Origin of the sequence: Domibacillus sp. 8LH (assembly GCF_038806185.1) — a bacterium.
Classification (GTDB): Bacteria; Bacillota; Bacilli; order Bacillales; family Domibacillaceae; genus Domibacillus; species Domibacillus indicus_A.
Genome location: NZ_JAVJNG010000019.1, coordinates 54,000 through 78,678, shown reverse-complemented (window position 1 = coordinate 78,678; position 24,679 = coordinate 54,000). Strand labels below are relative to the sequence as shown.

Genomic DNA, 24,679 nt, shown 5'->3' with positions numbered 1-24,679 from the left:
CCTCCAAGAAGAAGTATATACACCCACATGTTAACACGTGGGCTTTTTACACTGTCTACTTAAAGGGGATAATATCAGCATTTGGGCTTTTTTTATTTGTCCAAAACGGCACTGAGCCGTGAAAGAAGCATAATTTTTCATCAAAAAAGTGTGCAGGCAGTCTTTCTTTAAGAGCAACTGCTGCCCATACCCTTAAGAATCGCCTGTCCAGCTGGATGGGCGGTTTTTTATCTTAAAAGTGGATGACAGCCTTTGAGACATATTTTGCAGGCGTTTAGCCAATACTATCGGCTACAAATACGAAATTTATTCAAAGGGTGGGTTTTTGGTGCTGAAAATTTTATCTGTTCCGTTTGCGGAAAATAACATGACTGAAGCAGTACGCTGGACGAACGAAAGAATGGAAAAAGCTCTTCCAACTTTTATTGTAACGGCCAATCCGGAAATCGTCATGAAAGCCAGGAAGGATTCAAGCTTTTATGAGGTGATTTCCGCTGCTGATATGATTACACCTGATGGCATCGGTATTATCTATGCGTCTAAAATACTAGGGTATTCCTTAAAAGAGCGAGTGGGGGGATATGATATGATTCATGCCCTGCTTGAGCACAGGGAACATACAGGCGCGGCCACAAAATTGTTCTTGCTCGGAAGTACGGAAGACGTAGTGGCAGCTGCGGGCGAGAAACTAACAGAACTATATGGCCATGCTCGGGTTATGGGTACACACCACGGCTATTTTGAAAAAGAATCCGACGAGGAACGTCTCATTGTAGAACGGATCTCCCGTGAGAAACCGGATCTTTTATTAGTCGGTGCGGGTAACCCGAAGCAGGAGGAATTTATTCATCGGTTTAAAAATGAACTCGGTGCAACGGTTATGATTGGGGTCGGCGGCAGTTTTGATATTTTATCGGGGCGAATCTGCAGAGCACCTGAATTGTTTCGGAAATTAGGATTAGAATGGTTTTACCGCCTCTTATGTGAGCCGAAAAGAATAAAAAGACAAATGGTTCTGCCTGTTTTTGCCCTTCAAGTATTTGTAGAAAGAGTACGGCGCGGCAGCGGAGCTGTAGAGGTGAAATCGACAAAGACGAGGGTGTAAAGATCCCGAGTCAGCCACTAAATAAAGGCTTTCAAATAAATCCTTACACACGATATGAATAAATGTACCGATTTATGTCTACAAAATAAATAACTGCCGGTATGGCTGCCAGTCCTTCCAGCCGTCCAGAGTGACGGCCTTTGAAGGAAGCCTGAAGGTAAAAATGCATGTGGAAAGATGAGGAGGTTTTATGGTTAGTGTATCTTGGATTTACAATGTAATAAAGTTTCCGAAAGCTCGTTCCTTTGACTATAACGCAGACGGTTATTATGAAGTGGAAAACACACAGGGCAGAAAAGCCAATCAAACGAAAGTATCTGTGGTTACACCCGTTTATAATGCAGAAAAGTATTTAAGAAAAACGATCGATTCGGTGATTAACCAGACGATAGGGTTTCAACACATTGAGTATCTCTTAGTAGATGATTGTTCAACAGATTCTTCGAGGGAGATCCTGTTAGAGTACGCTGCGAAATACGATAACATTCGGGCTGTTTTTCTCAAATGCAATACAGGAACGCCCGGCCAGCCGCGCAACCTCGGGATTCAACTCTCTACTTCCAATTACCTTACTTTTCTGGATGCAGATGACTGGCTTGAACCTTCTGGCTTGGAAACACTGCACGATATTTTAGAGAAAACAGGCGATGACTATGTGGTAGGAAGAACGATACAGCTGAAGACAAATGGATCCAAAATCGTCGGAGAGCATGAATCCTGCAAAGAACGGAGAAATGTATCTCCCTACTCGATTCCCCACATATTTCAGCATTTAGGGCCGCGGGCGAGGATGGTCAGAGCCAGTGTCATTAAAGAAAATGGAATCGTCTTCCCGGAAATGAAGTTTGCAGAAGATAAACAGTTTTTTATGGATGTTTTAATTCACTGCAATACGATTTCAACGACAAAAGCACCCATCTATTATTTGAATCGGCTTGATGACAATAATGCTTCACTGACAAAACAAACGAATATTATGCAAAAAACAGACAGCAATATCAAAGTGATTCATTATATCATCAGTAAAAAGTTAGAGCCTGATAAAGAGAAGATGCTGCTTAATCGATTATATGAATTTGACTCGATTACACGATTGTTTAATACGGGCCATTTTCAAAAAACGAAATTAAAGGCACTGTACTATAATAAGTTTAATGAAATACTGAAAACGACAGAAGGGCTGCGCTATGAGGTCTCTGACAACTTTTTTCATCCGTTGAATAAAATTGCTTATGAGCTCTTCAAGGAAGGAAAAACGAAGCAGCTTGAAAAGCTTTTTGAATGGGAGAAAAAAGAGAAAGTAAAGCCAGTGCTGATTAAGGACAATCTTCCTTATCATGTAGCCCCGTTTCTTGAAGAAAAGTACCGCTATATACGGGTGCCGATGCTGGCTATTTTTAAAGAAGACCGGTTTTATGATAATAAGTATTGCCTGGATTTTAACGTATACGGTGATTATGTCGATCAAATTACCGATGTGATCATCAGGGACCGGGAAGAGGTGAATAGAGAATATTCCATTCCTGTTCAAGTTGATCAGCATGGACGTGGAAGGCTGGAAGTAAGCCTTGATCTATTAAATCAGCTGCCGTCAGCGGGCTATGCGATGTTCCTGCGCTATAATGACTACAACAAAATCAATATTAGAAAACTCAATGAAAATCAAATTCGCTATGAAAATCGCGACTTTACTTTTTACACGACTATTCATTCGAATATCGGGCTAAAAGTAAAATAACTAAAAAAGAACCGGTTATTCAAAACCGGTTCTTTCAGACTGTAGACAAATGATATGGATGACTGTGCACATGAATGAAGTGGATCGGCGGCGTCCAGGCGGCTCCGCTTTCCATGGGGCAGGCGCAGAGCCCGACTTCGCCTGGCGGCTCCACCGGTCTCAGCTGCCCGCTAGTCCCATAGGAGTCTGCGTTGCCCTCCCGCCGCCAAGTGGCTTGCGACAAGATTGTATAGAGCGAATAAGGTCGTATCTTTTTGTTTAAAAAAGAGAAAACGTCTATTCAGTCCTTGCTTATGGATCTTCTACACCACTTAGCGAAGCCTGCCGGACGAAGACTCTTGCGGGAAGTACCAATGAGTCGGGAGGTCCCGCAGGCGCAGCCGAGGAGGCTCCAGCACTGCCTTAGGATGCGCGAAGTCCGGCAGGGCTGGCTTCACTTATCGGCTCTTTTTAAAAGCGAAAGGCTTTGTCTACACACTGAAAGAACCGGTTATTCGAAACCGGTTCTTTTTTAGCGTAAAAAGATTTGTTCCACGACTTTGCGGGTAGAATTTCCTTCTTCTAAGTAACAAAACTTTTCATAAAAGGAATCGAGCTTTGTGGATGGCTGAAATCCGTTTTCTTTGATTTTCCGGATTGCTTGTATCACTTCTTCTGTTGTTTTCACCAGCGGGCCCGGTGCTTCCTGTTCAAAGTCAAAGTAAAAACCGCGAAGGTGATCCCTGTACTGGTCAATATCGTATACGTAGAAGATCATCGGCCGCTTTAAGTTGCCGTAGTCGAAAAACACGGATGAATAATCGGTCAGTAAAATATCGGCCATTACGTATAATTCACGGATATCTTCATGACGGGAGACATCATAAGCAAAATCTTTATAAGGCGTTAAATCCAGATTTTCAGACACGAGATAGTGCAAGCGAGTAAGAATCACAAACTCTTCACCCAATTGCTCTTTCATTAAATCAAGATCCAACTGAAGATCAAAACGATAGCGGCCTTTGGCATAAAATTGATTATCCCGCCAGGTTGGCGCGTATAAAATCACTTTTTTATGCCGGGGAATCCCATAAGCGGCTGCCAGCTTTTCAACCGTTTCCTCCTTCTCATGATTACAAATAAAATCATTTCGCGGATAGCCTGTTTCCAGTATTTCTTTATCGAATTGAAACGCTCTTCGAAAAATTTCGGTTGAATACGCATTAGGGGAAATTAAATAATCCCAGTTTTTTGCTTCTAGAATAAAATTTTTTTTGTAATTTTCAGCCGTTGTGCCGGGTATATATACTTCATCCATATCTGCCGCCAGCCGTTTTAACGGAGTGCCATGCCATGTTTGAAGATAAAGCGTTTGTTTTGGTTTTGGAAGCCATCCGGGCATCCGGCTGTTAGTGACCCAAAAGCGGGCCCGCGGCATGACCAAAAGCCATTTAAGAGAAAAACGGCGGATACAGCGTACATTTTTATCCTGAAAATGGTGAAGATGCTTCCTGTCCGCACTCCAATACAGTTTATAAGGGAAATTATGCTGCTGCAAATATTCATAAATAGCGCGGGGATTATCGCTGAATTGTTTCCCCAGAAAGCTTTCAAACACAATGACATTTTTATTGACCGGAAGTCTGCCAATCCAATAAAAAGCATTTTTATAGAGCTGTTTGACGAGAGCATGTCTTTTTATAAAGACCATTCTTTCCTTCATTTTTGCTTTTACATTTGTCTTCACATCAAAGTTACGGACCTGAATGGTTAATTGTCCGCTTGTTTTCGTTCTCGTGATCGAGATTTCTTTCTTTTGACCGTTTACTTTTTTAACGAGCACTTTTTTTGTGAAGCGGGGAGTTTTAAGCTTGATAGGAGCTGTCTCCATTTTGATGTTCCTGCTGTCCTCAGCATAGGAAAATTCAATTCTTGCTTTTAGTGCAGCCGCTTCACCGTGCGTTCTAAGCAGCGATTCAATCGGGACGGATGCTTCATACACAACTAAAGGCAGATAGTCTTCTCCATTTGATGAAAACCGGCGGTAACTTATGCTTAAAGGTACTTTAAAGGCATATTTCTCTTCATTCGCTGACAGTATTAATGTTCCTGTCAGCTGATCGGGCCGTTTGAGCCATAAAGGGTAAACGGTATAGCCTTTTAAGGTGATATAGTTCTTACCCATAAAGTCAATTCGTTCTGCTTTTTCAATCAGCCCAGGCTGTTTGGATTTAAACGAAACATTTCCTTTGTTGGTTGTAAAAGGCATCAACATTTGGCCATTTTTTAGAAAAAAAAGCAGCTCCAAATCCAGGCCATTACTGCACAGGCGTATTCTGTCATCGGAACGGAGGGCGATATAAACGTCCCAGTCTTTTCCTTCAGATAAAAGCTGCTCGAGGTCCGCTTCCGTTAAACACGCTTGAAGCATATTTTCTCTTTCATGAGCAGCTGTTAGAGCGTATTCTTTCTTTTTGGTTGTGTACCGCTCAACGAACTGCAGGGTCAAGGAGTCTGGTTCTGTTGAATCAAAGCCGGGAACACCAATCTGCATGTATAAGCAGTGTTCGCGAAAGTAAATTGAAGCTAAAGAACAACGGGTGCGTAATCGCTTTTTTCTTATCAGAATCTTTTTCCTCCCTATGGTTGAAATTTCTGCCCTTTAGTATGTACAAAATGAACAAATATATACGCTTTCTGCTTAGAGTAAAGGGTTTGTCGGCTGGATATGTAATCACTTCTGTGTGTTATTTTTATAAGCTTAACCGTTAAGCCATTTTTTTCTCTTTCTCCGAATAAAAACCAATTCTTCTTCCTACAATAAGGGTTAGAAAAACGTTTTTTTACATCATGAAGGAGGGCCAGCACATGAAAAAGGTGTTAACGTACGGTACTTTTGATTTGCTGCATTTCGGGCACATTAATTTACTGAAACGGGCGAAAGCATTAGGTGACTATTTAATTGTCGGCCTTTCCACAGATGAATTTAACGAAGGAAAAAATAAAAAAGCATACCACAGCTTTGAAAATAGAAAAATGATAGTGGAATCGATCCGCTTTGTTGACGAAGCGATACCGGAAAAAAGCTGGGACCAGAAAATTGAAGATGTCATAAAACATGAGGTTGACCTGTTTGTGATGGGAGACGACTGGGAGGGACATTTTGATTTTCTTAAAGAATACTGTGAAGTCGTGTACCTGCCGAGAACCATCGGGGTTTCTACATCCCAAATCAAAAAAGATTTAAAGGCAATTCAAAATGGTTAGGGAGCTAGCCATTTTTCTTTTTCTATTTTCTTTTAAGTGGATGTTTTTCTTTTTTTCTTTTCTGCCGCTTCAAAACAAAATAACCTTTGTTGTCAGTTTTGGCGATAACAGCCGGTATGTACTGGATGAAATACGGCAGCAGCATATTTCTGTGAGAGTGGCCGTTCTTTGTAAAAGAAACAAGCTTCATCTCTTCAAAGACTGTCCTGACATTGATTTGGTTGTGTTTGAAACCAATCCATTTTATGTGCTCCGCTCTATATACCATTTAGCTACATCTCGTCGTGTTCTGGTGGATAATTATTATGGATTTCTAGCTGCCGTTCACTTTAAAAAGAGTGTAGAATGCATACAATTATGGCACGCTTCAGGTGCATTAAAGAAGTTTGGACTCCAGGATGGATCGGTCAAACAAAGAAGCGAAAGGGCCAAAAAACGTTTCTTAAAGGTGTACAGCCAATTTCATAAGGTAGTGACTGGTTCAGATCAGATGGCTGATATTTTTATCAAATCCTTTCACCTTCAAAAGAAACAGATTTTACCGTCGGGTGTCCCGCGGACCGATTTCTTTTTTGATAAAAGAGCGCTCCAAAAAGCGAAGCATAAAATAGCTGGTCAATATCCAGCCATTGAGCACAAACAAGTGATTTTGTACGTTCCTACATACCGGGATCAAGCATTAGAGCATTTTGAGCTTGAGCTGGATATTGGAAAAATGGCTGAACAGCTCGGAGAAGACTATCTATTGTTTCTACGGCTGCATCCGGCCATTCAGCAAACCACTACTTTTGGGGAGAAATATCCGGACTTTGTAGTAAATGTTTCTTCGGATCAATATGAAATTAATGAGCTGCTTGCTGTGGCGGATTATTTAATTACCGATTATTCATCAATCCCCGTTGAATTTTCACTTCTGCAAAAGCCCATGATTTTTTTTACATATGATTTAGAAGAGTATAAACAGACCCGGGGAGTGCCAGAAGGGTTTGAAAGAGACCTTCCGGGACCTATGGTGAGGGATACAGATTCTATTGTTCACTCCATTCAAGCGAATCATTTTGATCTTCAAGCGATTCGCAGCTACGCGGAAAAATGGAATGCATATTCCAAAGGACAATCCAGCCGTAACGTCGTACGATACTTATTTCCTGAAAAAAGCTTGTCCCAAAAGAAAAAAACGCGTTAATGCTGCCTTCTGTTAAAAGAAGCGTTATAGCATTGCGTGATTATTTTTATAATATGGGTTTTTAGGCAATGATGGTAACAAAGTTATTATGCGTTTAAGGGAAGGATCACCTTTTATGATAAAGTCACTGATTACCATTGTAAGGGAGCAAATTCATTCTTTTTATCTTATTCTGAGACTTTCCGCTTTTGAACTGAAAAGCGCTCATACCAATAATTATTTGGGCCGGCTCTGGGAAATCTTAAATCCAGTGATTCAACTGGCCATTTACTGGCTGGTATTTGGCGTTGGGGTCCGGGGAGGCCAGCAGATAACCATGGAAAATGGTATTCACGTACCTTTTTTTATTTGGATGGTAACAGGAATGATTGTGTGGTTTTTTGTGAATCCGGCTATCTCAAAGTCCTCCAAATCGATTTATTCAAGGTTGCAGCTGATCTCGAAAATGAGCTTTCCGATGAGTGCTATTCCTTCCTTTGTCATTATGGCGAATTTTTATACTCATTTAATGCTAGTGGCCATTGTCATCATTGTATTACAGTTTACAGATTTTAAGCTGTCTGTTTATTATATACAGCTGCCTTATTTTATGCTTGCCACCTTAATTTTCTTGTTAGCTCTTGCGCTTATTACATCAACACTTTCGACGATCATTCGTGATGTACAGCAGATTGTTCAGTCTATTTTAAGAATGGTATTGTACATTACGCCGCTTATTTGGCATACCGACCAGCTTGTGCTGAAAGGAGTGGACATAACGTTTTTATTAAAGCTGAATCCTCTTTATTATCTGGTGGAAGGGTATAGGGCATCTCTGTTGGGGACGACATGGTATATGACGGAATATGCGCCTTACACGCTTTATTTTTGGTCTTTAATATTAGTGATGCTTTTGATTGGGTCTGCTTTACATTTGAAATTCAGAAATCGCTTTGTTGATTTCTTATAAGCTGGAGGCAGTGATGAAAGAAACCGTTGTCGTTCAAAACGTTTACAAAAAATATAAAATGCACAAGTCCCCGAAAGAAAAGATTTTAGATGTGATCCTGCCGGGGGGCTATGGGGAAGATTTTTATGCTTTGCAAAACATTTCATTTACGGCGAAGCAAGGAGATGTTATTGGGCTGGTCGGTGTAAATGGTTCAGGAAAGTCTACTCTGTCAAATATATTAGGCGGTGTGATACCGCCTACATCCGGTACGGTTACAACAGTGGGACAGGCTTCGATCATCGCCATCTCATCGGGGCTGAACAATCAATTAACGGGCCGCGAAAACATTGAACTAAAATGTTTAATGCTCGGTTTCAAGAAAAAAGAAATACGGGAGATGGAAGCAGAAATCATTGAGTTTACTGATATCGGCAAGTTTATTGATCAGCCTGTTAAAAAATACTCGAGCGGGATGAGATCCCGTCTTGGCTTTGCGATTTCTGTCACGGTAAACCCGGATATTCTTATCGTGGATGAAGCTCTTTCAGTAGGAGACCAGGTATTTGGACAGAAATCAAAAAATAAAATGTTTGAGTTTAAAGAAAAAGGAAAAACAATGTTCTTTGTCAGCCATTCAATGGGGCAGATTAAAGAGTTTTGCGATAAAGCTCTCTGGCTGGAGTATGGAGAAATAAAAGACTTTGGACCGGTAAAAGAAGTGATCCCAGCGTATGAGGCCTTTTTAAAACAGCATAAAGCGCTGTCGCCTGAAGAGCAGAAAAAGTTCCGGGAAGAAGCGATGAAAAAGCAAAGCGGTCTGGGCGCAAGTTGACCGAAGGTATGAATAAGGATTATAGATAATTTTTAAAAGAAGGAAGTATTGGATATACAGCTGGAATATTTACATGCAGCCAAAGAAGGAAGAGGATACTAAAAAAGGTTAGCCAGCTTGTGATAAGCCGGCTAACCTGAGAAAACCTTAAATTCCTTCACCCTCGTTATAAATAGAGCGTTGTTCCTCTCGCACATGTTGTGCTAATTTAATGGAACCAACCGTAGCAATAAAGACACTTAACATCACGATCAAATTGTAAATGTCCATATCTACAAGCAGGTTGATTAGGAAATACGAAACGACAATAGAAAACAGGGGAGAGATGATCCATATCAGCAGAATCCGTTTAATAATCCCTTTTTGAAAAATGCCAAAACCGCCTTGAGCTGCCCCTACCCCAAGAATTCCGCAAGTAGTCACTTGCGTAAGGGGGATAGGCAGTCCAAATACAGAGGCCACTACCACAAGCGTACCACCTGTAAATGAAATGGCGCTTCCTTCTAATAAAGACAATTTGGTAATTTTCTTTGCATTGGTTTCCAGCACCTTGCTGCCCAGCACCAGGGCCCCGATTGAAACAAATAAAGCGCCGAGCCAGAGGCCGCTATTAGAGGGTATAATACCTGCGCCAATAAGAGGGCCGACTGCATTGGCCACGTTGTTCATTCCGGCAGAAAATGCTTCCCAGCAGCCGCCAAGTATTAATAGAATAGTAAGCCCTTTTGCCCATTTACCCTGTCCTTTTAATTGAGGCCAGCGTTTTTCCGCCCGGGAAATCAATTTTCCAGCAACAAAAGTAATGATGAAAGACGCAATAGGAACGATCACCCAAAACAATAAAATCACCAAAAGCTGATCCGTAAATAACCGGTGGTAAGCAAGACCGACGCCTACTACCGCTCCAACCGTTACCTCACTAGTCGACAGCGGAATTCCTAGAAGATTGGAGATAAATAAAGTAAGAGTTGCGCCCAAAAGAATAATAATAACGATTTTAACCGTCAACAGATCAGAAGGGATGATTCCTTTTCCAATCGTTTTTGCTACTTCTCCGCCGCCCAAAACGGCACCTAAAAAAGCGGCAATGGAAACTAAAATTAAAGCGCCTCGCTTTTTGATGGCATTCGCGCCATAAGCCGCTCCCATGGAAGCGGCTGTTCCGCTGGCGCCAATGTTCATAGCAAAAAATAAAGCAATTCCAATAGCTGTGTACGTTAATAACATATTTTTTTCCTTTCTCTTGCGACGAAGTTAGTTTAAACAAGAACATTCAGTTTTTTCAGATCAATGTAACAGATGTGTCTCTATTGAATTTCACATCCAAATCCTAGTTAACGAATTGGAATTGTGAGTTTGTAACCCTAATTATAAATGTATTTTAAAAAAACACAAAGATTATTTTTCCTCATGCTAAAAAAGACGGCTGAATGTTCAGGATTCCTGCTTTTCATTGTGACCTTTCTATCTGTTATTTAGCCGCTCAGCCTTTTAGTTAATCAGAAGCAATCCGTTAACGGGTAAAGAAGGTGGGAGGTCAAAGCCCTTCAGGTGCCAAGTAAAAGGCATGTATGGATCCTCATTGATATTGAGTGTGTCTGAACACTTGTAATCCGCGGCCTAGAAGGTAAAGCCAGAGATATATTGGAAACAGGCTATTTCAGTGGAATACAGGTTACCTCGAACACAGTAAAGAAAAGGTTGCAGTGTGGAAGGGAAGGCGTTTATCAGCAGGCAGGGTCGGACTCTTTTAAGAGCCCGATTTTTTTCTGGCAGTTGAAAGCAGAGCAGGATGTTAAAGAAGGGTTAAACAAAAAGAGCAATGGGAAACTTATATTGCACAAATGACATGAAAAAATAAAAAACAGCACAAAAGTTAAAATGTTGTTGACAGCGCATTTTTGAAAGCGTATACTCAACCCAAGAAAAGCACAAATGATTGATTTTAAAAAAAGACTGCACATGTGTGCGAATTCATACCTTCAAAGGCAGGTAAAGAAGATGGATAGCAGAGAAGAAAAAAAGCTGATGGTGAGAATTGCTCAAATGTATTACGAAGAAGATATGACACAAAGTACCATATCAAAAGAACTGGGAATTTACCGCACATCAATCAGCCGCTGGCTTAAAAAAGCCAGGGAAGAAGGAATTGTGAATATTACAATTAAAACTGATATTGATGAAACCTTTGATTTAGAGCAGCGCATTGCCAAAATATTTAATTTGCGGGAAGTTATAATTCTGCCTGTAAAAAAAGATCAAACAGCAGCAGATAAAAAGAAAGCGGTCGCAGCGGCTGGTGCTGATCTTCTCAAGAGAATTATTAAGGACGATGACGTAGTCGGCTTTGCCTGGGGAACCACTATGTCCAGCATGATCGGTGAATTTCATCATGTTGACAAAAAAGATGCCCATTTTGTTCCGCTGGTCGGCGGTCCCGGACCTATGGATACGAAATATCATGTTAACACGATTGTGTACAATATTGCAGAAGATTTTGATGGAACAGCTTACTTTATCGACGCAGCAGCAGTAGTAGAAAGAAAAGAAACAAAAGACGATATTGTTCAATCGAACTACTTCAGCAAAATAACAGAATTATGGGATAACCTTACCGTTGCAGTTGTAGGAATAGGGAACCCGAACCAATCTTCTAACCTTGTATGGGCTGGATTTTGTGGCGATCAGGAGATAGAAGAGTTGAACCGCCAAGGGGCAATTGGGGATATTTGTTCCCGATTTTATGATATAAAAGGAACGCTCATTCGATCTGATTTATCGGAACGGACCATCGCTATTGAGATCGAGAAACTTCGTACTATTCCTTATTCTATTGCCGTAGCAGAATCGATTGAAAAAGCGCCCTCTATTATCGGTGGTTTAAGAGGAGAATTTATTAATACCCTTGTTACGACTGAAGAAACAGCTCAGGAAATGCTTCGATTAATAGAACAGGAAAAATAATTCTGCTTTAACGGTATGGTTCAGCAAAAGCATTTTGCCATCAAGAAAGGAGGCTTGGCTATGTTATGGTATGTGATTGTGTTAATCGGCTTGTCCTGGCTTACGCAAAGCTTTTTTGGCTTTCTGCAAATCAAGCATTTCAATAGGAAATATGCAGAAATGCGGCAGCTTGGCAGAGTAGCCATTGGCAAAAAAACAGGATTGTTTCAAGCTGGTACGGTTGTCATGTTCGCCATTGACCGGCGCAACAACATTTTACAGGCGGCTAAAATGCAGGGGGTAACGGTTCTTTCCAGAGTGAAGACATTAAAAGGGTTTGAAGGGAAAAATCTTCTGCATTTAAATGAAAAGGATTTCCATTCTGTAAACAAGCTGACTCGATTAGCCATCGAGGATGCGTTACATAGCTATCACATTATCTCTAAAGGAGGTGAGTTAAAGGTTAAAAAGAGCTGGATTGATTTACTTTTATCTAGAAAAAACAAATAAATAAGTATGAGGTGAAACATATGAATTGGCTTGTAAATGCAGCTGACGGGTTTATGAATTTATTTAGAGCAGGCGCTGAAACCTTTGTGGATTTAGTCACGGGGATTGTCCCCCTTCTAATTATGCTTTTAGTGGCAATGAATGCGCTTATTCGGTTGATTGGAGAAGAAAAAGTAGAGCGAGTAGCAAGAAAGTCAGGAAAAAATCCGTTTACCCGCTATTTTGTTCTCCCTGTTGTCGGGACATTCATGCTTGCCAATCCAATGACATTGTCATTAGGAAGGTTTTTGCCAGAAAAGTATAAGCCCAGCTATTACGCAGCAGCTTCCTACTCCTGCCACACGCACAATGGACTTTTCCCACATGTGAATCCAGGTGAACTATTTGTATTCTTAGGGATTGCTGCTGGAATTACAACACTGGGGTTTGAAACAACGGAACTGGCACTTCGCTATTTCTTAGTCGGGATCTTTACAAACTTTTTAAGAGGCTGGGTAACGGACCTGACTACTCATTTCGTGGCGAAACAGCAGGGTGTAAAACTGAAAGAAACAGTAGACCTGTAAGGAGGGAAAAACAATGGCTCAAACAGCAACGAAGTATAATTCAGTTATTGTTGAGGCAGGACCAGGCGGATTTGGCGGTCCTTTAATAATCACACCAACAGAGGAAAAAAATAAAGTGGTATACGTAACAGGCGGAACAAAGCCGGATATAGCGGATCGAATTGCTGAACTGACAGGGTGTGAGTTAGTAGATGGCTTTAAAACAAGTGTACCTGAAAATGAAATGGCATGCGTCATCATTGACTGTGGAGGAACACTCCGCTGCGGACTGTACCCGCAAAAGAGAATTATGACGATTAATATTATGCCAACTGGACAAAGCGGCCCGTTAGCAAAACACATTACCGAAGATATCTATGTTTCGGGTGTAAAACCGCAAAACATTCAATTACATGATGGTGCTGCAACACCTTCTGTATCGGAAAGTAGTTCTGCTAACGGACAAATTGAAAAAAATGTTTCTAAACCTAAGTATAGCGCAGATAAGAAAATTAGTGAACAACAAAAGCCTAAAGGCTTTATAGCCAGGGTTGGTATGGCGATGGGTTCCATTGTCAACGTCTTTTATCAAGCCGGCCGTGACACGATCGATACGATCATTAAAACGATTTTACCGTTTATGGCATTTGTCGCTATGTTGATTGGTGTGATTAAGGCATCTGGCGTTGGTGACTTGTTTGCCAACTACTTATCACCATATGCTGGTTCTTTACCTGGTCTTCTATTAATATCACTCATCTGCTCATTCCCATTGCTGTCCCCTTTCTTAGGGCCAGGAGCTGTTATTTCGCAGGTAATTGGAACTTTAATCGGCGTGGAAATTGGAAAAGGGAACATTCCGCCGCATCTTGCACTGCCGGCTCTTTTCGCGATCAACTCCCAGGCTGCAGCTGACTTTGTGCCAGTTGGATTAGGATTAGCAGAAGCAGAAACGGAAACGGTTGAAGTCGGTGTGCCATCTGTCTTGTATGGACGTTTCTTAACCGGAGCTCCAACCGTATTTATTGCCTGGCTTGCAAGCTTTGGATTATATGAATAAAAAAGTAGAATCTTTATAACATCATAGATAATCAAAAACGGAGGCGTATTATATGCAAACAATTTATGAAACTCAAATTAACAGATTAGGCTCTGATGTAGCGGCTTTTCTTGGAGAAAAAATGTTCATTTTATTTGGAGCAAATGCGCCAAGTGAATTAGCGGATTATTGCCTGTTAATTGATGTAAATGATATTAACGGTGAAATCGAAAAGGGAGATACTTTCGTAATGGGTGGCCAGCCATACACCATTACAGCTGTAGGAGATGTAGTGAAAAAGAATTTAGGTTCTCTTGGGCATATTACACTGAAATTTGACGGCGCTGAAACAGCGGATCTGCCAGGGACATTGCACCTTGAGGAATCAGATATCCAAGTACCTGCAGCAGGAACAACCATTCAAATTGTAAAAAAATAATTTATTTAAATGGTTAATAGATAAACACAAAATGAGGGTTTTCCTGGCGATGCCCAGCAAAAATCTTCTAAAAAGTTTAACGATAAAAAATATAAAAAATCACAAACACGTGTCTGTTTATAAAGAAAGAGGAGGAAATAAAATGAGTAATTCATGGCTTGAATTAGAAAACAAAGTAGCAGTTGTGACAGGAGGTGCTTCAGGGATTGGCGCGAAAATTACAGAAAATTTAGTGAACAACGGCGCGAAGGTCATTGTCTCTGATATTAATGTAACGACAGGTGAGCAGGCAGATGGCACTTATCACATTCAGTGTGATGTAACGAATAAAGAAAGCGTTGAAAGTATGGTGGCAAAAGCAACGGAATTGTTTGGAACCGTTGATATTTTGGTCAATAATGCAGGCGTCAACCTGCCTCGCTTGTTGGTAGATGCCAGAGGAGAAAAGGTACAATACGAGTTAAATGAAAAAGATTTTGATTTTATGGTTGCTATCAACCAAAAAGGTCCTTATCTGTGTGCGCAGGCAGCCGCAAGAGTCATGGTGAAGAATAATAAAGGCGTTATTATTAATATTTCTTCAGAAGCAGGAATGGAAGGCTCAGCTGGACAAAGTGCTTATTCAGCTACAAAAGGAGCTGTCAATGGCTTTACCCGTTCCTGGGCGAAAGAGCTGGGTAAATTTAACATTCGTGTCGTAGGAGTGGCCCCGGGAATTAACGAGCAAACAGGCTTAACAACAGATGCTTACAATGAGGCGCTGGCGTATACACGCGGTGTAACAGTAGAAGGTCTTGGAACAGACTACAGTAAAGCCATTCCACTTGGACGCCCTGGAAAGCTGGATGAGATTGGTGAACTGGTTACGTACCTGGCTTCGGATCGTGCCAGCTATGTAACAGGCACAACGGTGAATATTTCGGGAGGAAAATCACGCGGATAAATCTATCCATGAAGCATTTAACTGCTAAGATAAGTAAATCAGTGTATGATGGGAGTAACTGAAAAGTTACTCTCTTTATGTTAAAAGAGGTGAAAATATGTTACTCGTTATTGATTCAGCAAATATAGAAAGCATCCAAGAACTCAATGAATTTTTTCCGGTTGATGGGGTGACAACCAACCCGACTATTATTACGAAAGAAAAGAGGCCTTTTCTTCCTCTGCTAAAGGACATCCGCTCCATCATTAGCAAAGAGAAGATGCTTTTTGTTCAAGTATTACAGGAATATGCTGAAGAAATGGTGAAAGAAGCTGTCTATTTAAAAGAAGAAATCGGCGGGAATCTCTATATAAAAATTCCTGTAACAGCAGAAGGCATCAAAGCAATCAAACAATTAAAGCAGCAAGGAATACGGACGCTTGCCACGGCTATCTACACGCCGATGCAGGCGCTCGTAGCGGCAAAAGCTGGAGCTGACTTTGTCGCTCCATATGTAAACCGTATTGATAATCTGGCGGGTGACGGGGTTCAGGTGGTAAGAGATATCGTCGAGTCATTTGACCGCTATCAGCTGTCCTGCCAGGTGCTGGCCGCCAGCTTTAAAAACACACAGCAGGTGCATGGAGTAGGTTTAGCGGGCGCCCATGGTTTAACAGTGGGCCCAGAGATTCTTAAATCGTTAGTAGAACATCCAGTTACTGAATCAAATGTCAAACAGTTTGTAGAGAACTGGAAACTGTTTTATGGTGAATCATGTAATAGTGTCATCCATACTCAGTAAGAAGGGTACATATTTGAGGAAAGGCAAAAAATATGCATTTGATTCTAAGGAGAAAGGGTGTAAAACATGATTAAAGGTGTTATTTTTGATTTCGACGGGCTGATTTTGGATACAGAGCTCCATGAATATGAAGTACTTCAAGAAATTTTTCAGGAGCACGAGTGCGATCTGCCGCTCAGTAAATGGGCTGAATTAGTCGGGACCAAATCTGATTTTGACCCTTTCGTTTTCATGGAAGGCCAGCTGAACAGGCAGCTTGATCATGAAGCACTCAGAAAGCTGAGAACAGAACGATTTGATCAGAGAATCGCTTCTGAGAGGGCACGACCTGGCGTAGAAGCGTATTTGACTTCTGCAAAAGCGCTTGGTTTAAAAATCGGTTTGGCGTCAAGCTCTGATTCCAAGTGGATTTCCACTCATTTAGGAAACTTGGGTCTCATTGAACATTTTGAATGCATTCGCACAGCGGATGATGTAGAAAACGTGAAACCGGACCCTGCACTTTATTTACAGGCAGCGGAGTGTCTTGGCTTAAAACCGAAAGAGTGCCTTGTATTTGAGGACTCTGCAAATGGGGCTCTTGCTGCAAAAAGAGCGGGGATGCGCTGTGTGATTATACCGAATCAGGTGACGAGCGGCTTGTCTTTTTGTGAAGTGGACCATCGCCTCGCTTCCATGGAAGAAATGCCCCTTGATGAGCTGATTCGCTTTCTTCATAAATAAATATTGGTTGAGCCAAAACCTTCTAAAGAAACATTAAAAATGTCCTTCGTTTAAAGAAGGTTTTAGACGCAGTGACTTTACAGTGTTTAAATTGATATTTACTTATAGTATATAACTAGGGCGCCGCTTCTTTAACAAAGGACCGATTTTCTTAAAAGAGTTGTCTGGTTTAGCGTTGGCAATCCAGAAATATAAAAAGAGGGCTGGGGGGTTCTAAGAAACTCTCCCAGCCAATTACTTTTAGATGAAATTAGTAAAAAGAAAAGATGTAAACTATACAAAGTGTTAGTTTACATCTTTTTATGATATCCTGTTAAACAGTTTAAATCATCTTTACTCCATGGCGCTCAAATGCTGCCGCTTCTAGAATGGACATACCTTGTGCTTCAGCAGCCTTAGCCACTTTTTCTGAAACTTGTGGTGCAAGATTTGCAGGAGCAGCAAAGGACATTTCTCTTGCGCGCGCAGCGTTTCTGCGTTGGAAAGGTCCCCAAATGGCAAAGGTTTTTCCTGGGGTTTGAATATTGACAAAAAGTGTGTTTCCGTCTGGTGAGAAGGTTGGGCCACATAATTCAGAACCACTTAGGCGATTGGCGGCAAAAGGATAAACTTTGCCTTCTGGGGTAATTCCCATAATGCGATCTTGTCCAGAACCATCTTCTGCATACCAAAGGTCGCCCCAAGGAGTACAGCAAATATTATCCGGATATTCCATTTCGCGTGCATCATTTCCCTCATAGAAAAGCTCTAATGTATTAGTGTGAGGAACATAACGATAAACGCGTCCAAGCTTTTTGTCCCCAGCAGAGGTGTCATCGAACCAGAAAACACCCTCTTGAAAGAACGCTCCCTCTAGTCTGCTGAATTCAATGCATTTTTGTGCCTTAGCATCCTCGCGGCATAAATGAGGATCCAGCTCCTTCCAAACAATTTTAAATGTTTGTCCTGTTTTAAATGTGCTTGCTGCTGGGTCAGTTACTGCTTCAATTGCTGCTGCATAAAGCTTTCCGCCTTTTTGTAACGCACCTGGTTTTTGGCTCGTGTCATTTGGAATAAAACGGTACAAGTAACTTGGGCTAGCATCTTCAGTTAAATATACATATCCTGTCGCTGGGTCGATTGCGCAGGCTTCGTGGGAAAAGCGTCCCATATCCTTGATTGGAGTTTTGGACATTTCGTTCTCCGGCTGCTGCGGGTCCACTTCGAATACATATCCGTGTGTCGCGGTACGTGTTTCTTCACAAGTCAGCCACGTATTCCAAGGTGTCGCTCCTCCTGCACAATTTCGAATTGTTCCTGAAGAGCTTACATATTCTTTGATGACTTCTCGATTTTGACCAACAACAAGAGCTGTTGTACCACCTTTAGCGGCTGGATCAAAAGGGTTGATTCCAACCACCGGATTGTCCGCACTTGTTCCTAATTCATGATTGCGAACAAGAATAGTTGTATTATTAGGTCCTTCAAAAGCAGCCATTCCATCAAAGGCTCCAGGGATTTTTCCGCCGTTTGTCAGCTGACCGCCCTCTTGGGAAATAATTTTGTAATGAAAACCCTCTGGAAGATCAAGAATACCATTTGGATCCGGAACTAAAGGGCCATACCCACCAAAGCCGCTGGCTGGATTATTGGTTGGATTAGTAGCTGTATCCGCAAATACTTTTGAACCGAGTGATAATACTCCAGTTGATCCAAGGGTAAGAGCAAGTGCGCCCATTCCTCCCGCTTTTAAGAACTTTCTTCTGTTCAAGTCATTAGTAGATGTTTGATTAGTCATAAAGTACGTGTCCCCTCACCAATAATTTTTTAAATCTAGTAATAGATTAAACGGCAATTATTAAGGAGAAACCCGGGTTTTGTAAAAGCCGGGTAAAAAATCAGTTAAGAAATGCACAAAAGAAATGAAGCAGTCTAGTTTCACTTCTAGTGGCCTCAGGTTGTTTAGTTTCTTCTGAATCTGTTTCTGACATAGTAATAACCTTGTAATTCATTTTTACATTAAAAAAGCTTTTTGAATTAGTGTTGACATTCTAGGTTCATAGTTGACTAAAACTATTAAGTAAAAGGCTTTTTCGATAACTGTCTTAAAAAAGGGGGTCGAGATATTGTTGATTTTCTTATTCAACTAATAGGAACAGATTCGTTAAATAAGAAAAAGACCGAAAAGTTTTAGGAAAGCCCCCTCATATTAATGCCTATTCTCTCTGAAGTAACCGTTTAATGTTAGTATTTTAAGACATGAGAAGGGGAGGGCACAAAATAGCCATTCGTCAAAAAATAACACTAATAAAGCTATCCGTTTTTGAGTTTTTTGTATGCTAGTGGTGTCATGTTGACAGACTTCCGGAATTTATCGATAAAATAGCTTGTACTATTGAATCCTGCTTGATAGGCAACATCTGTGACATTGGCATCTGGTTGTTGGAGCAAGAGTAAGCTTTTTTGAATGCGGTAATCTATTACATAATTTAATGGTGTTTTGTTTAACATTCGCTTGAAATATCGACAGCATTCCGAACGGCTCAATTGACCAGCTTTTGCAATATCATCCAACATGATTTTCTCAGCGTAATGTAGATGTATCCAATTTAACATTTGCTTCAATCGATGATTTTTCAACATTTCTGTTTGTTCGTACTCTGGTTGGAAGCCATTAGCGATTAAATTTCTCCAAATGAACGTTAGCTGTATGGTGATTTCGATTTCATAGAATGGTGGCTTTTGTTGAATCAATTGATTGATTTTTATAATGGTATCTACAATGTTTTTCTCCCAAGGTTCCTTTGTATCTAGGTATAAGTAAGATAAATTAGTCGCATGAATATAAGGGCTTACATAAGAAGAATAAAGTTCTTGTGATAAAACAAAATGCGGAGAAACATTTAAACAAATATAAACACAACCAGATGCATCTTTTTCTTCCGCCATGTGCAGGCAGCCGCTATTTATAAATATCCCTTTGCCTTCGCGAACCGCTACTTTTTCCTCATTTATTTGAAAGATGGCTTCTCCTTTTATAATCAAAACAAATTGAATTTCATCATGCCAATGAAGAGGTATATATCCATTAATATTTTGGCTAATCGTGGTTTCATAACAGGCAATCGGCAATACAACGGTACGATGTTCTGTTAATTCCTTTAAATTTTGATCAATTCTAAAATCTTTTATTTGCATAGTACCGCCTCAATATATTTATATTTTTACATTCAATTTAAGTATTATTTAAGGGATTCTTCACTTATTATGACAATATTATAATATTATTTTTATAGTTGAAGGTGGAGAACCGAACATGAATAGAAGAAAAGGATTATTTCTCGTCATTACCGGAGCGACTTTTTGGGGTATTGGAGGCACCGTTGCACAAAAGCTTTTTTATCAATACGCCATTGATATAAATTGGCTTGTAACGATCCGATTACTTATAGCAGGTTTTTTACTCCTGGCCGTTCAATTTTTTAGGAAAGACTCTTCTCAGATACTTGATGTATGGAAAAAGAAAAGAACTGCTGTTCCACTGATGATCTTTGGATTAATGGGTATGCTTGCGGTTCAGTATACGTATATGGCATCCATCAAACACGGAAATGCGGCTGTCGCAACGCTATTGCAATATTTAGCACCTGTCATGATTATTCTGTATTCCATCTTACGCAAACAATCCGTTTTCACAAGAAAGGATTTCATAACCGTCTCGCTTGCTTTAGCAGGCTGCTTTTTTTTATTAACCAACGGCTCAATCTCTCAATTATCTGTACCGATACTTGCAGTGATTTGGGGTGTTTTATCTGGAATCGCCTTTGCCTTTTACACGTTATATGCTGTTCCTTTATTAAAGCAATACGATTCTCTTGTCATTGTTGGCTGGGCTATGGTTATCGGCGGTTTTGCATTAAGTTTCACCCATTCACCTTGGCAAATGGATTTTAAAAGCTTAACATTAGAGGCTTATGTATATTTAGTCTTCGTTATTGTATTTGGTACAATGATTGCCTTTTGGTTTTATATCGAAAGTTTACAAAGTCTGTCGCCTAAAGAATCAAGCCTTTTTGGCAGTATAGAACCGCTGGCGGCTGTCCTAACGACAGTCTTTTGGCTAAAAGAACCCTTTGGAGTTTTCCAATGGGTGGGCGCAGTTTGTATTATTGGAATGATTTTATTATTGGCTTTGAATAAGGATTCTTCCTCGAAGTTTGCCCAGCCGTTAAAGATTAAAAAGCTTCTTAGGTTTAGATAATTTCACTCTAACCACAATACAAGTATGTTATTCAACACATCCATATAATGAACAACCTATTCTCTCACTGAGCAGTAGTTTGCCGAAACTGTTGAATAAAAGGCGTTTTCGATAACCGGCTTCCAGGAAGGGCATATTAAAGAACACTATTCATTTTCTTGTTAAACTAGTGGAGCGGGCTGAGGCTAAAATCATTATTCAATAGTAAAAGGAGAATCCTTTATGTTGGGAATTAAACACTACAACCCCAAAATGTATACCAATCCATCCAATATTATAGAAGACCACGGAATGAAACTTGAAGCGCTTATCGGTAAAAATATACAAGAGGTATGGATCGTTTGGAAACAAACTGAAAATGAATGGTTTAATGACTACCCCGTGATAATTGGTTTCGAAGATTATCAATTAGAATTATGTGCATATAAAACGGACGAATTCGCTGTTACGTTTGATCAAATCCTCGTTTCCCAAGATCCTTCCTGGTATGAATCAGATTTAAAGCTTCATTGGGAAAAGAACAAATTAGAAGAATGGAATTTCGTTGTGGGAAAAAAGGTGATGGGGATTGAAATAATGGAAAGGTGTGAAACAAGCGAAGCGAATTTTCATTTAGCAGGTATTGGTTTTCACTTAAACGAGGGCTATTTCGCCGTATGTAATGGGCTCGATGAAAACGTAATGATTAAAAAAAGGCAAGAAGGACCAAATTTCAAATACACCATAATTTGAGATGCTTGTACGTTCTTTAACGAACTTGGCTGCTTAGTTAAACGATAATCTTCAGGGAGGTGAGGTTATGAGAAGAGGTGTTAGTTTTGAAATCCCAAATGAATATGGAAGCTTGCTTGGAAACGTGCTAAAGCCAATCGATATTACCGTTTTTGCTTGGCAAATTGGCAGTGGTGAGTCCTATAGGGTAGAGAATGGACAGCTGAAAGAGCTTTTTCCAGCAGATAAGGATACCATTGGTGGGGCAGAACTCAAACGTTTATTAGAAGACCATACATATTACATGATTTTCGCTGATTTAAAGGCCTATCAAAATGGTGAATTCTCAACAATTGATACTTATGAAGAGTTTATAGAAAGCCAGTGTGAGCTTGTTCTGTTAGTAGTTGATTGCAGTTATGTCACAATATATTGCAAAAATAAGAAAGGCCTCGAATTATTACATGACCATGCTATCGATTGCGGATTTGAAAATGTGGAATATATAACGGATGAAAATGATACAAGAACAGGGCTGACTGTTTGATGATGAGAAACCTTTTCTTTAAAATCAAAAGCATTATTTAATGGAGCCTAGGAAACAGACTGGATAAAATAAACGAGTTACAGTATTCATTCAATACGAAAAAACAAAGGACCAGAAAAGTAATTGGTTCTTTTTTACATGGAATGTTACCATATCCATTGTAAACATATTCCTTTTGGGTTGCGGATTATATGGTTTAACACTAGAAAAAGGAGGGCTGAAGCTTGAAAAGCAAATGGATTATTACTATATTGGTTGTTTTCTCGATACTGGCAGGTTGTTCAGGTGGAAAAGATGCGGGCTCAACCGATACGGATACACAATCATTAGAAGAGTTTCAAGGTTATGCTACAGCAAAAGAGACTGAGGATAATGGAAGAGAAAAAATATTAGTGGTAAAAGGTATTACACAGAAGGATGCCTTAAACACAAGCTACAAAGAGATTGTTAAAAGCACAGAACCTGAGAATATCATTTGGTTTGTAACTGAAAAAAATATCTTTGATGAAATAAAAAAAGGTGACGAAGTGAAGGTCTGGTGGGATAATTCTAAACCCCATAACGAGCCTGCCATTCTCACACTGGCAGCGGAAAAGGTGGAAGTGATACGGAAATCAGAAGAAACTACTCCAAATAACGAAGTCTCTACGTTTACTGGATACATTCAAAATGAAGATTCCGCGACTATCTGGGTGACTTCGAAGCCAGATGATAAAAAGAACGGTATTATATTTGATATAAAATCCATGGATCAAGCTAAAGCAGCTGCATTAAAGACCGGTCAAAAAGTACAAGTTACCCATGATGCTGATTTAATGTTTTCTGATCCTGCACAAGGAACAGCCGTTGAAATTGAAGTGCTGGAAGAATAGATTATATGAAAACAAGACATTATGTCTCCATTTAATAGGATGTCTTGTTTTCTTTATGAGAAAAGATGAATGATAAAAACGGATAAATGAACGGCAGCGAATATGGAAAAAGACAAAAGGGGGGAGAGTAAATGAAAAAAGCAGTTGTTGGAGCAGCTGCCTTACTTTCTATTATTTTAATTATATGGATCTTTAATCAAAGAGTGAGCGAGGGATATGTTTTATCCGCAGAGGGTTCCAGGGTTTTGGTCATTCCAATGAGTGATATTGACGTGGAAGGAAAAACAGAAAAAGATCTTATAGCTGCTTTAGAAGATAAGGGTATTCAATCAGAGGGAACGTATTATGATATCCCTTTGATTAATAAAACTTTTGATACAGAATTCCAAAAAGGGCAGAAGGTAAAGGTGTATTGGACCGGATATGCTTTAGAGTCTGCACCAGCACAAATCAAAGATACATTGCTTATGATAAAAACCCATTAGCCTTACGAAAGCCTAATGGAAAGAAGTGTTTTAAAGTCGATTCTCTAACCAGGGAAACGGCTTTTTTAATTAAATGAGTGGGACAGAAGGGTTTAAAGCTGTGTTAAAATAAATTATCGTTTTTCACAGGAGCTGATGAAATGGATGCGCGAGTTCAAAGTTATTTTCAGGATTTAGAATCAGATAACAAAGGAATCCAGTATGAGGCTTATCAAAAGGTATTAACGGAAACCGAAAAGGAAGTCGAATGGGCATATGAAGTTTGGGATCAATTGCTACAGGAGCTGACGAGCCGTGATCATCATAAAAGAGCACGTGCAGCACAATTTCTGGCTTCTTTAGCCATAAGTGATCCAGAGAAAAGAATAGTGAATGACTTTCCGAAGCTGTGGGAAGTAACGAAAGATCCTAAGTTTGTCACTGCCAGGCATAGTTTACAGTCTATTTGGAGAGTGGGCTTAGCGGGAGATGAACAACAAAAACTCATTATGGATCACTTTACTGACCGTTTTATAAATTGCACAGATGAAAAAAATGATACATTGATTCGATATGATATCATTCATGGTTTAAAACACTTATATGATGAAGTGAAAAGAGAAGAAATCAAACAAGCAGCTCTCGACTTAATAGAAAGAGAAGAAGACCCTAAATATCAAAGGAAATATGCGGCGGTATGGCGCAATATATAAAGATATAATCAAAAGGACCTCGTTGGGTTCTTTTCTTTTGTTCGAAACCAAACGTCAGCATATTAGTTTTTTAATTATATAAAGTGTTCCTAATCCCTTGTTAAATAAAGCTTACAGCCGTATAATGACCCATATTGAAATCCGCAATTTTATTATTCCGCTAGAAAAACC

Annotated in this window: 24 protein-coding genes; 20 read left to right on the top strand and 4 right to left on the bottom strand. The window is 40.0% G+C overall.

The features are described 5' to 3' along the window. The first annotated feature begins 328 nt into the window (after positions 1–328). Positions 329–1,105 (top strand): WecB/TagA/CpsF family glycosyltransferase, encoded by a 777-nt coding sequence (locus tag RG959_RS18010; protein WP_342798305.1) that lies wholly within the window; start codon positions 329–331, stop codon positions 1,103–1,105. A gap of 190 nt (positions 1,106–1,295) precedes the next feature. Next, entirely contained in the window at positions 1,296–2,843 is a 1,548-nt protein-coding gene (locus tag RG959_RS18005) for a glycosyltransferase family 2 protein (RefSeq protein ID WP_342798304.1), read from the top strand. 511 nt (positions 2,844–3,354) lie between these two features. On the opposite strand, the gene RG959_RS18000 is transcribed toward RG959_RS18005, so the two are convergent. Beyond that, positions 3,355–5,376, bottom strand: a complete 2,022-nt coding sequence (locus RG959_RS18000) for a CDP-glycerol glycerophosphotransferase family protein (RefSeq protein WP_342798303.1) — start codon at positions 5,374–5,376, stop codon at positions 3,355–3,357. Positions 5,377–5,690: 314 nt separating this feature from the next. Between RG959_RS18000 and tagD the strand changes: the two genes are divergently transcribed. From tagD to tagH, 4 genes are all read left to right on the top strand, one after another. Then, the gene (tagD, locus tag RG959_RS17995; RefSeq protein ID WP_342798302.1) at positions 5,691–6,089 is read left to right on the top strand and encodes a glycerol-3-phosphate cytidylyltransferase; all 399 of its coding nucleotides are present in this window, start codon (positions 5,691–5,693) and stop codon (positions 6,087–6,089) included. Positions 6,090–6,129: 40 nt separating this feature from the next. Next, the gene (locus tag RG959_RS17990; RefSeq protein ID WP_342798301.1) at positions 6,130–7,275 is read left to right on the top strand and encodes a CDP-glycerol glycerophosphotransferase family protein; all 1,146 of its coding nucleotides are present in this window, start codon (positions 6,130–6,132) and stop codon (positions 7,273–7,275) included. Positions 7,276–7,393: 118 nt separating this feature from the next. After that, positions 7,394–8,224, top strand: a complete 831-nt coding sequence (locus tag RG959_RS17985; protein ID WP_315691967.1) for an ABC transporter permease — start codon at positions 7,394–7,396, stop codon at positions 8,222–8,224. A 13-nt stretch (positions 8,225–8,237) separates the two neighbouring features. Continuing rightward, positions 8,238–9,038 (top strand): teichoic acids export ABC transporter ATP-binding subunit TagH, encoded by an 801-nt coding sequence (tagH, locus tag RG959_RS17980; RefSeq protein WP_315691132.1) that lies wholly within the window; start codon positions 8,238–8,240, stop codon positions 9,036–9,038. A 147-nt stretch (positions 9,039–9,185) separates the two neighbouring features. Here the strand turns inward: tagH and RG959_RS17975 are convergent, their stop codons facing one another. Beyond that, on the bottom strand, positions 9,186–10,265 hold the full coding sequence (locus RG959_RS17975) for a sulfate permease (RefSeq protein ID WP_342798300.1): 1,080 nt from the start codon (positions 10,263–10,265) through the stop codon (positions 9,186–9,188). 774 nt (positions 10,266–11,039) lie between these two features. On the opposite strand from RG959_RS17975, the gene RG959_RS17970 reads away from it, so the two are divergent. The 8 genes from RG959_RS17970 (at position 11,040) to RG959_RS17935 (ending at position 16,961) form a co-directional block, all read left to right on the top strand. Further along, positions 11,040–12,002, top strand: a complete 963-nt coding sequence (locus tag RG959_RS17970; protein ID WP_342798299.1) for a sugar-binding transcriptional regulator — start codon at positions 11,040–11,042, stop codon at positions 12,000–12,002. A 60-nt stretch (positions 12,003–12,062) separates the two neighbouring features. After that, complete coding sequence (locus tag RG959_RS17965; protein WP_342798298.1) at positions 12,063–12,491, top strand: transcriptional regulator GutM; 429 nt, start codon at positions 12,063–12,065, stop codon at positions 12,489–12,491. A 20-nt stretch (positions 12,492–12,511) separates the two neighbouring features. Next, on the top strand, positions 12,512–13,057 hold the full coding sequence (gene srlA, locus RG959_RS17960; RefSeq protein WP_342798297.1) for a PTS glucitol/sorbitol transporter subunit IIC: 546 nt from the start codon (positions 12,512–12,514) through the stop codon (positions 13,055–13,057). 13 nt (positions 13,058–13,070) lie between these two features. After that, on the top strand, positions 13,071–14,096 hold the full coding sequence (gene srlE / locus RG959_RS17955) for a PTS glucitol/sorbitol transporter subunit IIB (protein WP_251272208.1): 1,026 nt from the start codon (positions 13,071–13,073) through the stop codon (positions 14,094–14,096). Positions 14,097–14,148: 52 nt separating this feature from the next. Further along, on the top strand, positions 14,149–14,514 hold the full coding sequence (locus tag RG959_RS17950) for a PTS glucitol/sorbitol transporter subunit IIA (protein ID WP_342798296.1): 366 nt from the start codon (positions 14,149–14,151) through the stop codon (positions 14,512–14,514). Positions 14,515–14,656: 142 nt separating this feature from the next. Further along, positions 14,657–15,457, top strand: coding sequence for an SDR family oxidoreductase (locus tag RG959_RS17945; RefSeq protein ID WP_342798295.1), 801 nt, complete (start codon positions 14,657–14,659; stop codon positions 15,455–15,457). A gap of 97 nt (positions 15,458–15,554) precedes the next feature. Then, a complete protein-coding gene (locus tag RG959_RS17940; protein WP_342798294.1) occupies positions 15,555–16,238 on the top strand; it encodes a transaldolase family protein in 684 nt (227 codons plus the stop codon). A 66-nt stretch (positions 16,239–16,304) separates the two neighbouring features. After that, positions 16,305–16,961 carry an HAD family hydrolase gene (locus RG959_RS17935; RefSeq protein ID WP_342798293.1) on the top strand — a complete coding sequence of 219 codons (657 nt, stop codon included), beginning with the start codon at positions 16,305–16,307 and terminating at the stop codon, positions 16,959–16,961. Positions 16,962–17,283: 322 nt separating this feature from the next. Here RG959_RS17935 and RG959_RS17930 read toward each other — a convergent pair whose 3' ends face one another. Further along, entirely contained in the window at positions 17,284–18,738 is a 1,455-nt protein-coding gene (locus RG959_RS17930) for an alkaline phosphatase PhoX (protein ID WP_342798292.1), read from the bottom strand. 515 nt (positions 18,739–19,253) lie between these two features. Beyond that, positions 19,254–20,138 carry an AraC family transcriptional regulator gene (locus RG959_RS17925; protein WP_342798291.1) on the bottom strand — a complete coding sequence of 295 codons (885 nt, stop codon included), beginning with the start codon at positions 20,136–20,138 and terminating at the stop codon, positions 19,254–19,256. Positions 20,139–20,256: 118 nt separating this feature from the next. Between RG959_RS17925 and RG959_RS17920 the strand changes: the two genes are divergently transcribed. From RG959_RS17920 to RG959_RS17895, 6 genes are all read left to right on the top strand, one after another. After that, on the top strand, positions 20,257–21,201 hold the full coding sequence (locus RG959_RS17920) for a DMT family transporter (protein ID WP_342798290.1): 945 nt from the start codon (positions 20,257–20,259) through the stop codon (positions 21,199–21,201). Between the two features lie 222 nt (positions 21,202–21,423). Continuing rightward, positions 21,424–21,933 (top strand): hypothetical protein, encoded by a 510-nt coding sequence (locus RG959_RS17915; protein ID WP_342798289.1) that lies wholly within the window; start codon positions 21,424–21,426, stop codon positions 21,931–21,933. Between the two features lie 67 nt (positions 21,934–22,000). Continuing rightward, complete coding sequence (locus RG959_RS17910; RefSeq protein WP_342798288.1) at positions 22,001–22,459, top strand: DUF2691 family protein; 459 nt, start codon at positions 22,001–22,003, stop codon at positions 22,457–22,459. Between the two features lie 224 nt (positions 22,460–22,683). After that, complete coding sequence (locus RG959_RS17905; RefSeq protein WP_342798287.1) at positions 22,684–23,331, top strand: DUF3221 domain-containing protein; 648 nt, start codon at positions 22,684–22,686, stop codon at positions 23,329–23,331. Between the two features lie 131 nt (positions 23,332–23,462). Continuing rightward, positions 23,463–23,816, top strand: a complete 354-nt coding sequence (locus RG959_RS17900) for a DUF3221 domain-containing protein (protein ID WP_342798286.1) — start codon at positions 23,463–23,465, stop codon at positions 23,814–23,816. Positions 23,817–23,956: 140 nt separating this feature from the next. Further along, a complete protein-coding gene (locus RG959_RS17895; protein WP_342798285.1) occupies positions 23,957–24,508 on the top strand; it encodes a hypothetical protein in 552 nt (183 codons plus the stop codon). Positions 24,509–24,679: the final 171 nt, after the last annotated feature.